The organism is Micromonospora sp. DT231 (genome assembly GCF_049847025.1).
Lineage (GTDB): Bacteria > Actinomycetota > Actinomycetes > Mycobacteriales > Micromonosporaceae > Micromonospora.
Genome location: NZ_JBNCNO010000006.1, coordinates 193,169 through 205,010, shown reverse-complemented (window position 1 = coordinate 205,010; position 11,842 = coordinate 193,169). Strand labels below are relative to the sequence as shown.

Here is an 11,842-nt window from a genome sequence, read left to right as displayed (position 1 = left end):
GCGGCGCCATTCCGGCTGCTCACGAGGGTTGGTCCAGTCGATTCGAGGAACGTGAGGGAGGTGGCACCCGTGAAGATCTTCACCTATGAGCGTCTGGCGGCGATGCCGTCTGTCCACGCTCCGTTGTCGGCTGTCCGGGTGGCCCTTGTGGCCGCACGACCGTCGGTTCCGCAGGTGCACCAGGTTCAGGCCGAGCTGATCCTGACCGTCGCGCCAGCCGGAGTCGAGGGGACCAGTGGCTCCACTGGCAATGGCATCCCGGTCGCCATGAAGCGCACGGATGTCCGCGGCGTTCCGCCTCGAGGTAAACCGGTCTGACCATCAGACACCGGCTCACCTCGAGGCCGCGGAACCCGATTACCGGGATCCGCGGCCTCAGTTTTTTGCCCGCCGTAGTACGTCGGAATGCGATCCACGAGATCGAAGTGAGAGAGAGGTGACCGGGAGATGAGTCTGGCGTTGGCCCCCCTCGACGTGAGCGTCGAGATGGAGGCGAACCTGCCCTGCCGGAAGTTCGACCCCGACCTGTGGTTCTCCGACTCGCCTGCCGAGCTCGAGCTGGCCAAGTCGCTCTGCGGGGACTGCCCGCTGCGCGTCGAGTGCCTGGCCGGGGCGGTGGAGCGAGCGGAGCCGTGGGGCGTCTGGGGCGGCGAGATCTTCGAGCGTGGCGCGGTTGTTCCGCGTAAGCGGCCCCGTGGCCGTCCACGTAAGGAGGACGTCGCGCGTGACGCCGAGCTTCGGGTCGAGGCCGAGGCGCGCTTGGCGGCCAGTGGGCTGTCCGAGGTGCGTGGCGCGGTCCGGCTGGCAGCCTGACATGTTCCCGACCCGTACCAACTACGCCGGTGGCACACCGGCAGTGAGCGAGAAGACGATGTTCAACCTCCCCAACGGAGCGTTCGAGATGCAACTACTCCACGAAGCGTTGTCCCGGGCTCGAATGCGTCGGCCTCAGGCCGGTCGTACCACCACGAGCACTGAGGCAACCCGATCCGCCCGTACCGTCGCTATGAACAGCCGCCACCAGACGGCTCGTGACCTGGGCGTTCTCTAGTACCACTCCGATCCGGAAAGGGCGGGCGCCGACCGGCGCCCGCCCTTTCCGACGTGGTCAGGCGACCGGGGCGAAACCGGGCAGCCAGCGTTCCAGGATGCTGCGGTACGGGGCCTTCGCCTCCAGCTGGCAGAGCACCCCGATCGAGCCGAGCGTCACCCGGTGGATCAGCAGGTACGACGGCGGCAGGTTGAGCTGCCTGCTCAGCTGGTAGGTGGGGGAGCGGGGGCTGGCGAGTCGGCCCGCCTCGCCCCGCAGCCAGGCCCGGGTGAACCGGAACCCGTCCGCCGCGATGGGCTCCAGCATCGGACGGATGAAGTCCAGCACCCCCTCGGCGTCGATCTCCTCGGTGGCGCCGATGAAGCCCTCTGACCGCAGGCCGGCCACCACCTCGTCGGCGTTGCCACGCAGGGCCATCGCGGCGATGCGGCCGATCGGCTCCGGTGTGCCCTCCGGCATCCGGGCCACCGCACCGAAGTCGATCACCCCGAGTCGGCCGTCGGGCAGCATCCGGAAGTTTCCCGGGTGCGGGTCGGCGTGCAGCAGCCCGGCCCGCTGCGGCGCGGAGAGGTGCAGGGTGGCCATCAACCGGCCCGCCTCGTCCCGCTCCTCCTCGGTGCCCTCCCGGATGATGTCGGCCAGCGGGGTGCCCGTCACCCACTCGGTGACCAGCACCCGCGGTGCCGCGTTGATCACCTTTGGGATGTAGATCTCCGGGTCGTCGGCGTACGCCTCCGCGAAGGCGCGCTGCGACTCGGCCTCCAACTCGTAGTCCAGCTCCTCGGTGATCCGCTCCCGCAACTCGACCAGGAGTGGCTTGACGTCCAGGCCGGGCTGGATGGCCCGGAACATCCCGCCCAGGCGGGAGAGCTGCTTCAGGTCGGCGAGCAGCGCCTCTCCGGCCCCGGGATACTGGATCTTGACAGCCACGTCGCGGCCGTTCGGCGAGCCCGACTCGTCGAGCCCCGGCTCGCGCCACCGTGCCCGGTGCACCTGGCCGATGCTGGCCGCGGCCGCCGGGACGTCGCTGAACTCCACGAACCGGTCCCGCCAGTCCGGGCCGAGCTGCTCGGCAAGCACCTTGTGCACGCTGGCGACCGGCAGCGGGGGCGCCGCCTCCTGGAGCTTGGTGAGCGCCTGGCGGTAGGGCGCGGCGATCTCCTCCGGCAACGCGGCCTCGAAGACCGACAACGCCTGGCCGAACTTCATCGCCCCGCCCTTGAGCTGGCCCAACACGCTGAAAAGCTGCTCGGCGGTGCGCTGCTGGATCTCCGCGGAGATCACGTCGGAGGCGATTCCGGTGACGCGCTTTCCCATGCCGAGAACGGTCCGACCGGCGAAGCCGAGCGGCAGGGCGGCGAGCTTGGCGGTGCGGGACACGGCGCGGCGCGGGATGTCGGTCACCCGGTCATTGTTACCGACCGGAGGGCCCCGCTGCTGCTCTGCGGCCGGGCTGGTGCGGACACTCGCCCCCGCGAGCACTCACATGCCGGATGTGGCGGCCAGTCCCGACGACGAAAACGGCCCGCGCCGATGATCTCCATGGCCGCGCCCAGCGTCTCTGGCTGCCCGCCGTCGAGCTGGGTCAGTGCCTCGGCCAGCGCGTACCCGATGGCCGCGAGCAGCGTCCCGGTCGCACCGGCGGCCACCGGGTCCGCGGCGGCGAGTTGGGCGGCGAGCCGTGGCCAGTCCGGGTCGCGGTCGGCCCGGTGCAGCTCGACGCAGTGCAGGCAGGGTCCGGCGGGTGGGCAGACCAACGGCCCGATGACCGGTACGCCCCCGCGCAGGGTGACCAGCAGGTGTGGCTGCCGGCGCTGAGCGAGACCGGCGGCGAGCAGCGCGGGCGGCCGATCCGCGCCGAGTTGGATCACCAGGTCCACCCGGCCGGCCCGGACCGGCTGGGTGCCGGTACCCGGCGCGGTGCGCTCGACGGCGGCCCGCACCGCCGGGGCCAGCGGATGGCCCAGCTCGGTGGCGGGAATGCCGGTGCCGACCAGGTCGACGGGGCGCACCGGGCCGGTGAGGAGGGGGACCACCTGCCCGACGCCGGCCTGCGCCAACGCCACCGTCAGCGGCCCGCCGAGCGCCCCGGCGCCGGTGAGCACGACTCGGGCGACCCGTCGTCGACGCAGGACCTGGGCAGGGGTGCCGGGCAGCCGGGCGGCGGCCAGAGCCAGCGCGCCGGCCTCCGCGGTGAGCCGGGCGCGGGCGGGGCCGGCCAGGTCACGGGGGAGCAGGCTGTGCGCGGGCACCAGCAGCCCGGCCGCACGCAGGGCGTCGAGCAGGGTACGCGCGTCCTCGCTGGTGACCTGGGCGGCGGCCGCCCGAGCCAGCACGGCGCGCTCGCTGTGGGTGCCGTCGAGCAGGTCGAGCAGGTGGGCGGCGCGCGGGTTGGCCAGCTCCAGCAGCACCGCCGGCCCGGGACCGACGCCGAGCTGGAGGGTGTGCCTGTCACGCCAGAGCCGGTTGAGACCGGGCAGCAGCGTGGGGCGGGGCAGAACAGTGCGGCTCATGGTCACCAATCGTGACCACATCTTCGCACTCGGTCGATCGTTGTCCACAGGCGCGCAGGCCTCTGTCCAGCGTTGTCCACAGGCTTTGCTGGGTTATCCACAGCCTGTCGACGAGGTTGTCAGCCACCCGACAGCACGTCGGCGACCCACCTACCTCGGAGGCGGCGACGGGGCGGGGTGGCCACCGGCCACTCCGCCCCCGCCACTCGTACAGGTCAGACCTTGGCCTTGCCCAGGATGCGGTTCACTGTTGTTCCGCATACCGGACACTTGCCCTTGGCCATGTTCATTCCGGTCTTCGAGACCTCCACGTGCCCCTCGAAGTCCCGCTTCTCCTTGCACTTCACGCAGTAACCGTTGTAGGTCGTCTGGGCCTGGTCGGCCACGGTGCCCTCCTCGTCTCGTCCGCCGGTCGATGCCGTCCCGGCGGGGTGCCCGGCGGCGGGCCCACGGGGCGCCGGCGCTGGGTCTCACTCCACGGCCACCTTCGTGACCGCTGGTCCGCGGACCCTACCCAGGTCTGGGCGGTTCCATGTCAGCTGTGCATCGACACTGTGAGCTAGTCGACGTCGAGAGTGTGCATGGCGAAATAGGTCGGATAAGTCAGTTTGGCGGGGACACGCCGACCAAACCCCCACAGACACCCGTGCGAGTGCCCCCGCGAGGGCATTCGGCATCGTGATCACCTACGGTGGGGAGGTGCCGCGTACCGGCGCCATCGGTGTTCACGAAGGGTGACGAGATGGTGCGGTGACGTCGCGGCCAAGAAATTTTCGGGACGCCTAGCGACCAATCACCACTTTCCGGGCGTGTGTCGGGTGGTTGACCCTTGCGGACCCCTGGTCAGTACGCATTAGCTTTCCTTCGTGACACGTAGCCGAGGCTGCGCGGGCCAGTGATGGCGGGGACGCGCAAGCCGGTCGTCGAGGTGCGGCGCAGCCAGCGTCGGCGACGCACGGTGTCCGCGTACCGTGACGGTGAGCGAGTCGTCGTTCTCATCCCGGACCAGTTCTCCCGGGCCGAGGAGAGCGAGTGGGTCGACCGGATGCTCGCCCGGCTCGCCGCCCGGGAGGGGCGCCTGGCCCGCTCCGACGCCGAGCTGCTGGCCCGCGCCACCCGGCTCATCGACCTCTACCTCCCCGGGTACGGCACGAAGGCCGTGCCGGCGAGCGTCCGATGGGTCACCAACCAGAACGGCCGATGGGGCTCGTGCACACCAGCCGACCGCAGCATCCGGATCTCGCACCGCGTCCAGGAGATGCCCGACTGGGTGATCGACTACGTGCTGCTGCACGAGCTGGCACACCTGATCGTGCCCAGCCACAACGCCCGGTTCTGGTCGTTGGTCGGCCGCTACCCCAAAGCCGAACGCGCCCGCGGCTACCTCGAAGGTGTCGCCGCCGCCTCCGGCGCCCCGCTCTCCACCTGACCGGCCTAGATCGACTCGGCTTCCTGGAACCCGCGCTGTCGATGCCACCCGGACACCGCGCTTTTCACAAAGCCGAGTCGATCGAGCCGGGTACGGGCGGCCGTGCGGAACGGCCGGCCGTGCGGGACGGGTGGCCGTGCGGAATGCCCGGCCGTGCGGGACGGGCGGGCGTGCGGGGCGGCCGGCCACTGCGGGACGGGTGGCCGTGCGGGACGGGTGGCCGTGCGGGACGGGTGGCCGTGCGGGACGGGCGGCCGTGCGGGACGGGCGGGCGTGCGGGGCGGCCGGCCACTGCGGGACGGGCGGATAGCTCGGCGCCGCGGGGCGCTAGGGTCGGGGCATGGCGCGACGGGTGGTGGTGGCGTTGCTCGGGCCGGTGCACTGGTCGCCGCCGGGTGTCGACCTGGCCGAATGGCGAGCAGCTCTCGCGGAAGACGTCATCGACCTGCTCGCCACGCTCAACGAGGTGGAGGTCGCGGTCGCGGTGACCCCGGCCGACCGGGCACTGGCCGATGCGCTGGTGTGGCCCGGCACGGCGGTGTACGAGGTGGCCGAGCCCACGCCGAACGCCGTGTTCGCCGCGCTGGAGGGGTACGACCAGGCCGCCGTGCTGGTCAGTGACGTGCCTGATCTGCCCGCACTGACCGTCGGCAAGCTGCTCCGCCCACTCACCACGCGGCCGGTCGCGGTGGCGCCGGTCGAGGGTGGCGGTCCGGGTCTGCTCGGGGTCGCGGTACGACTGCCCGCGCCGGGCTGGCTACCGACGCTGGGCCTGGACACGGCGACGCCGGCCGAGGCGCGCGCCAACGCCCCGCGCCCGGGTGACGTGGCGGTCACCACGGGCTGGCGCCGACTGCGCGGCCCGGCTGACCTGGCCACGCTGGATCCCGCCTTCGAGGGGTGGGAGGCGACCCGCGCCCTCCTGTCCGGGTCGGGCCGACCCGGCTGAACCGTCAGCCTGCCCTGACACCGTCAGCCTGCCCCGACACCGTCAGTCTGCCCCGACACCAGACCCGCGCCGGGCACCCGGGTGCCCGCTGTCGATCTCGCGGGCATCCCGGGTGAGCCGTCGTCGCGTGGACGTCAGGACTTGGCGTCGTCCTCGCCGTCGGTCTCGTCGGACGGACCGGGCTGACCTGACTGGCCCAATTGACCCGGGGCCTTCTCCTCGGCCCCACCAGGAGCGGTGAAGTCGAAGGTGTCCAGCTCGCTCAGGTCCATGTCGTTCATCGCGAAGGCGACCGGGTCGGCGAAGTCGTCGTCCGAGGGGAGCAGGTCCGGGTGGCCCCAGACGGCGTCTCGGCCTTCGATGCCGCGGTGCTCGGTGAGCGCGGCCCAGAGTGCGGCGGCCTCGCGGAGTCGACGTGGGCGCAGCTCCAGGCCGACGAGTGCGGCGAAGGTCTGCTCGGCGGGGCCACCGGCGGCCCGGCGGCGGCGGAACGCCTCGCCCAGCCGGACGACGTTGGGCAGCCGGTCGCTGGCGGCGCTGTCCACGACGTGGCAGACCCAGCCCTCGACCAGGGCGAGTGCGGTCTCCAGTCGGGCCAGGGAGGCCTTCTGTGCCGGAGTGTCCTCCGGGGTGAAGATGCCCTCCAGGGCGATCGCCTGCATCGACTCCGGGTCGGTCGGGTCGACCCGGCCCATGGCCTCCTCGATCGCCTCCCGGTTGACGCGGATGCCCGAGGCGTACATCTCGACCGCGCTGAGCACATGCCCGCGCAGCCACGGGACGTGCTGGAACAGCCGCTGGTGGGCGGCCTCGCGCAGCGCCACGTAGAGGCGGACCTCGTCCTCGGGAAGTTCCAGGCCCTCGCCGTACGCCCGGATGTTGGCCGGGATGAGGGCGGCCGTGCCGGCCGGGCCGAGCGGCAGCCCGATGTCGCCGGCGGAGAGCACCTCCGCGGCGAGCGAGCCGAGCGCCTGGCCGAGCTGGCCGCCGAAGAGCGCGCCGCCGAGGGTGGCCACCATCGACTGCATCGGGCCGAGCTGGGCGCGCGCCTCCGGTGGGACCAGGTCGCCCATGGCGCCGACCATCCGGCTGGCGACCGGGTCGCAGAGCTTGCGCCACACGTCGAGTGTCTTGAAGATCCACTCGTTGCGGTTCCAGGCCACCGGTGACTGGATGCCCGACGGCCAGGACGAGGCCGGCTCCAACCACAGGTCGGCCAGGCGCAGCGCTTCCTCGACCGCGTTGCGCTCGAACGGTGACACCGCCGGGTCGCCGGCGGCCGCGAGCTGGCTGGCCGCTACCTGCCGGGCCAGGTCCCAGTTGACCGGACCGCTGCCCGGCGCGGAGAGCAGGTGCTGCAACTGCGACATGAACTGCTGCATCTGCGCGGGATCGTTGGGGTCTGGTGGTTGCCCACCCGGGAGCGCGAAACCGAACGGAATATCAGGCACGACGTCTACGGTACGCGGACCGCGCCCCAGGTCGCCGTCGCTGGCGTTGCGCTGAGGGCGAAGTCGCGTGGCGCATCCGACAGGAGGCGTCCGGCCGGTCGGTACGCTCTGCGGCATGAGACGTCGTGGCCTGACGGTCCTGCTCGGTGCCCTGTTCACCGCCCTGCTGAGCATCGGGGTGCTGCGGGTGCCGATCCCGTACGTGGTGCTCGGCCCCGGTCCGACGGTCAACACCCTCGGCACGGCCGACGGCAAGGAGGTCATCCAGGTCTCCGGGCGGGAGACCTCGACCTCCGCCGGCCAGTTGCGGCTGACCACGGTGGGGGTGCAGCCCACGGTGCGGTTGCGGGGGGCGATCGCGGGCTGGTTCTCCGACGACGAGGCGGTGGTGCCGCGAGAGCTTGTCTACCCGCCGGGGGAGTCGACCGAGCAGGTCGAGCAGCGCAACGCGGAGGACTTCAAGGCGTCGCAGACGAGCGCGGAGACGGCCGCGCTGCGGGAGTTGGGCTTCCCGGTGCAGGTCGTGATCAAGACGGTGGCGGGGGACGGTCCGGCGGCCGGGGCGCTGAAGGCCGGCGACGTGATCACCTCCGTCGACGGTCAGCCGGTGCCGGTGGCCGCGAAGGTCACCGAACTGGTCCGGGCCAAGCCGGCGGGTACGGCGTTGGCGATCGCCTACACCCGCGACGGCGCGCCGGCCACGGCGACGGTGACGAGTCGTGAGCAGGACGGCCGACCGCGGATCGGTGTGGAGATCGATCAGCAGCAGCCGCACCCGTTCACCCTCGGCATCGACCTGGGGGACATCGGTGGGCCGAGCGCCGGTCTGATGTTCGCCCTGGGGATCGTCGACAAGCTGACCCCGGCCGATCTCACCGGCGGCCAGATCATCGCCGGCACCGGCACCATCGACGACGAGGGCACCGTCGGCCCGATCGGCGGGATCGCCCAGAAGTTGGTCGGCGCGAAGCGTGCCGGCGCGAAGGTCTTTCTGGTGCCGGCGGACAACTGCGCCGAGGCCGTCCGCAATCCGCAGCCCGGTTTGCCGCTGCTGCGGGTGGGCTCCCTGGACGAGGCGATGACCGCGTTGGAGACGTTGCGCGCAGGGGGTCAGCCAACCCGTTGCTGACCGGTGTGACCGTGCCCCGACACGCTCAGGAACACCCCGTACTCTGGGTGCCTGGTCGGAGCCGATCACATCGAGCGTGCGGAGCCAACAGTGGTCATGCGTAGCAGCAGCCCCCTTCCCAGGATGAGCCGGCGCGGGCGCGTCACCATCGCTGTCCTGGTCGGGGTGTTCGTGCTCTTCACCCTGCTCGGCTGGGGTGTCCAAGCATGGACGGACTGGCTCTGGTTCGACGAGGTCCGCTACACCGAGGTCTTCACAGGTGTGCTGGTGACCCGACTGTTGCTCTTCCTCGCCGTCGGTCTCGGCATGGCGGTGGTCGTCGGTGGCAACCTGTGGCTTGCCCATCGGTTGCGCCCGCGACTGCGTCCGCACTCGGTGGAGCAGGCGACGCTCGAGCGTTATCGGATGGCGCTCAGCCCGCGACTGGGCACCTGGATCGCGCTTACCGCCGCGGTGGTCGGGCTCTTCGCCGGCCTCTCCGCACAGAACCGGTGGACCCAGTGGCTGCTCTTCCGCAACGGCGGTGACTTCGGGGTCAAGGACCCGGAGTTCGGGGTGGACATCGGCTTCTACGTCTTCCAGTTGCCGTTCTGGCGTTACCTGCTCGGGGTCGCCTTCACCGCTGTGGTGCTGGCCGTGATCGGCGCGCTGGCGGTGCACTACCTCTTCGGCGGGGTCCGCCTACAGGGCGTCGGGGACCGGATGAGCAACGCGGCCCGCGCGCACCTGAGCAGCCTGGTCGCGGTCTTCGTGCTGTTGAAGGCCATCGCGTACGTGCTGGACCGGCGGGCCATGCTGCTGGAGTACAACGAGGGCGCCAAGTTGTACGGCGCCGGCTACGCCGACGTCAACGCGCTGCTGCCGGCGAAGGAGATCCTGGCCTACATCTCGATCGTGGTGGCGATCGCGATCGTCGTGTTCTCCAACGCCTGGATGCGGAACCTGGTCTGGCCGGGGATCTCGCTGGCGCTGCTCGGTGTGTCCGCGGTGGCCATCGGCGGCATCTATCCCTGGGCGGTGCAGACCTTCGAGGTCAAGCCGAGCGCCAAGGACAAGGAAGCGCCGTACATCCAGCGCAGTATCGACGCGACGCGGGCGGCGTTCGGGTTGGGGGCCACCCAGACGACCCCGTACGCGGCGAACAACCTCACCCCACCGGGCAACCTGGCCACCGACACCTCGGTGGTGTCGAACGTGCGGTTGCTCGACCCGCAGTTGGTCAGCGAGACGTACACCCAGCTTCAGCAGGTGCGTGGCTTCTACGACTTCGGCCCCAAGCTGGACATCGACAGGTACGGGGTGAACGGCAAGGTCTCCGACTACGTGGTCGGCGTCCGGGAGATCAACTACGGCGAGCTGACCGACCAGCAGAACACCTGGATCAACCGGCACACCGTCTACACCCACGGGTACGGGCTGGTCGCCGCCCCGGCCAACCAGGTGGTCTGTGGTGGGCAGCCGTTCTTCGTCTCCGGCTTCCTCGGGGAGAAGACGCAGGAGGCGTGCTCCTCGCAGACCGAGCAGATCCCGGCCAAGCAGCCGCGCATCTACTACGGCGAGCGGATGGCGGCCGACGACTACGCGATCGTCGGTCAGGCCGACCCGAACAAGAAGGCCGAGTTCGACAGGCCGGTCGGCGAGGGCGGCGGCGAGTCCTACACCTACACCGGCGAGGGCGGCGTCAAGATCGGGTCCTTCACCCGGCGGCTGCTGTACGCCATCAAGGAGCAGGAGTCCAACTTCCTGCTCTCCGAGGCGGTCAACAAGGACTCCCGGCTGCTCTACGTGCGTAACCCGCGGGACCGGGTGGAGAAGGTCGCGCCGTTCCTGACGCTGGACGGCGACCCGTACCCGGCGGTGGTCGACGGTCGGGTGCAGTGGATCGTCGACGGCTACACCACGGCGGCCACCTACCCGTACGCCGAGCGGGTCAACCTGCAGACCGAGACCACCGACGAGTTGACCAACCGGGGCACCTTCCAGCTGGCCCGGGAGAACGTCAACTACATGCGCAACTCGGTGAAGGCCACCGTCGACGCGTACGACGGCACCGTGAAGCTCTACGAGTACGACGACACCGATCCGGTGCTCAAGGCCTGGAACAAGGCGTTCGGTGGTGACCTGGTGCTGCCGAAGGCGGACATCCCGGTCGAGCTGACCGAGCACCTGCGCTACCCGGCGGACATGTTCAAGGTGCAGCGCAACCTGCTCACCAAGTTCCACGTGACGAACCCGGGCGACTTCTACTCCGCACAGGACTTCTGGCAGGTGCCGACGGTGCCGGACGCTCCGGACAGCGGTCAGAAGCAGCCCCCGTACTACCTGTTCACCCAGTTCCCCGGGCAGGAGAGCCCCCGGTTCCAGCTCACCGCGGCGGTCACCCCGAACGGCCGGCAGAACCTGGCCGCGCTGATCTCCGGGTCGTACGTCGGCGGGCAGCCCCGGCTGGAGGTGCTGGAGTTGCCGGATCAGACCCGGATCTCCGGCCCGGTGCAGGTGCACCAGCAGATGACGAACAACGCCAACATCCGCCAGCAGCTCAACCTGCTCTCCAGCAACCAGGCGCAGGTGCAGTACGGCAACCTGCTCTCGCTGCCCTTCGCCGACGGCATGCTCTACGTCGAGCCGGTCTACGTGAAGAGCAACCAGCAGGACGCGTACCCGCTGTTGCAGAAGGTGTTGCTCTCCTACGGCGACGGTGGCTCCTTCGTGGCGCTCGCCGACAACATCAACGACGGCATCAAGCAACTGGTCGAGCAGGGGAAGAAGGCCGGGCAGGGCACGTCGCCGCCCCCGACGACCGGGGGTAACCCGACGACGCCGACAACCCCGACGCCGGGGCCCAGCGGGACCGCCACGCCGACGCCGACGCCGAGCAATCCGCCGCCGACAGGTGACCTGGCCGTCGCCGCGGACCGGGTGCAGACCGCGATCACCGAGGTACGGGCCGCGCAGACCTCGGGTGACTTCGAGCGGTACGGCCGCGCGCTCAAGACGCTCGACGAGGCGCTTACCGCGTTCCAACAGGCGCAGCAGGCCGCCGGAGCACCCAGTGGCAGCGCCCCGCCGTCGCCGAGTGGCAGCCCGAGCGCGGGCGGCTGACCGCACTCGCCCGGAGCGCCTCTCGGAGCCCCCGTCGTCGGACCATCCCGGTCCTGGCGACGGGGGCTCCGCCGTCGTTCCGCCGGCTACCCGAGTGGCACCGGGCGGTTGCCGCCTCGAAGGATGGCCTGGTTGACCTCGATGTGCCGGACCGCGATCCGGCGGATTCGGATGTCGTTTTGCGGGGCGCGGGGGTGGTGCGCTACGGTTAGCGAGCC

General features: G+C 70.9%; 10 protein-coding genes. 6 read left to right on the top strand and 4 right to left on the bottom strand.

Translation table 11 applies throughout. The annotated features are described in order from the left end of the window. Positions 1-69: 69 nt before the first annotated feature. Together ACPXBU_RS17880 and ACPXBU_RS17875 are read left to right on the top strand one after the other, a co-directional pair. A complete protein-coding gene (locus ACPXBU_RS17880; protein ID WP_393372050.1) occupies positions 70-318 on the top strand; it encodes a hypothetical protein in 249 nt (82 codons plus the stop codon). Between the two features lie 129 nt (positions 319-447). Beyond that, positions 448-813 (top strand): WhiB family transcriptional regulator, encoded by a 366-nt coding sequence (locus ACPXBU_RS17875; RefSeq protein ID WP_328420094.1) that lies wholly within the window; start codon positions 448-450, stop codon positions 811-813. Positions 814-1,108: 295 nt separating this feature from the next. Here the strand turns inward: ACPXBU_RS17875 and ACPXBU_RS17870 are convergent, their stop codons facing one another. The 3 genes from ACPXBU_RS17870 to ACPXBU_RS17860 form a co-directional block, all read right to left on the bottom strand. After that, positions 1,109-2,455 (bottom strand): ABC1 kinase family protein, encoded by a 1,347-nt coding sequence (locus ACPXBU_RS17870; protein ID WP_425758878.1) that lies wholly within the window; start codon positions 2,453-2,455, stop codon positions 1,109-1,111. Then, on the bottom strand, positions 2,452-3,564 hold the full coding sequence (locus tag ACPXBU_RS17865; RefSeq protein WP_393372045.1) for a TOMM precursor leader peptide-binding protein: 1,113 nt from the start codon (positions 3,562-3,564) through the stop codon (positions 2,452-2,454). Before ACPXBU_RS17865 ends, ACPXBU_RS17870 begins: the two co-directional genes overlap by 4 nt. A 215-nt stretch (positions 3,565-3,779) precedes the next feature. After that, positions 3,780-3,950 (bottom strand): DUF5679 domain-containing protein, encoded by a 171-nt coding sequence (locus ACPXBU_RS17860; protein ID WP_167457767.1) that lies wholly within the window; start codon positions 3,948-3,950, stop codon positions 3,780-3,782. 512 nt (positions 3,951-4,462) lie between these two features. Here ACPXBU_RS17860 and ACPXBU_RS17855 point away from each other — a divergent pair. After that, entirely contained in the window at positions 4,463-4,993 is a 531-nt protein-coding gene (locus ACPXBU_RS17855) for a M48 family metallopeptidase (RefSeq protein WP_425758877.1), read from the top strand. 340 nt (positions 4,994-5,333) lie between these two features. After that, positions 5,334-5,942 (top strand): hypothetical protein, encoded by a 609-nt coding sequence (locus ACPXBU_RS17850; RefSeq protein WP_425758876.1) that lies wholly within the window; start codon positions 5,334-5,336, stop codon positions 5,940-5,942. A 134-nt stretch (positions 5,943-6,076) separates the two neighbouring features. Here the strand turns inward: ACPXBU_RS17850 and ACPXBU_RS17845 are convergent, their stop codons facing one another. After that, the gene (locus ACPXBU_RS17845; protein WP_393372039.1) at positions 6,077-7,393 is read right to left on the bottom strand and encodes a zinc-dependent metalloprotease; all 1,317 of its coding nucleotides are present in this window, start codon (positions 7,391-7,393) and stop codon (positions 6,077-6,079) included. 115 nt (positions 7,394-7,508) lie between these two features. On the opposite strand from ACPXBU_RS17845, the gene ACPXBU_RS17840 reads away from it, so the two are divergent. Next, entirely contained in the window at positions 7,509-8,522 is a 1,014-nt protein-coding gene (locus tag ACPXBU_RS17840) for a YlbL family protein (protein ID WP_393372037.1), read from the top strand. 96 nt (positions 8,523-8,618) lie between these two features. After that, a complete protein-coding gene (locus ACPXBU_RS17835; protein ID WP_425758875.1) occupies positions 8,619-11,624 on the top strand; it encodes a UPF0182 family protein in 3,006 nt (1,001 codons plus the stop codon). The last annotated feature ends 218 nt before the right edge of the window (positions 11,625-11,842 follow it).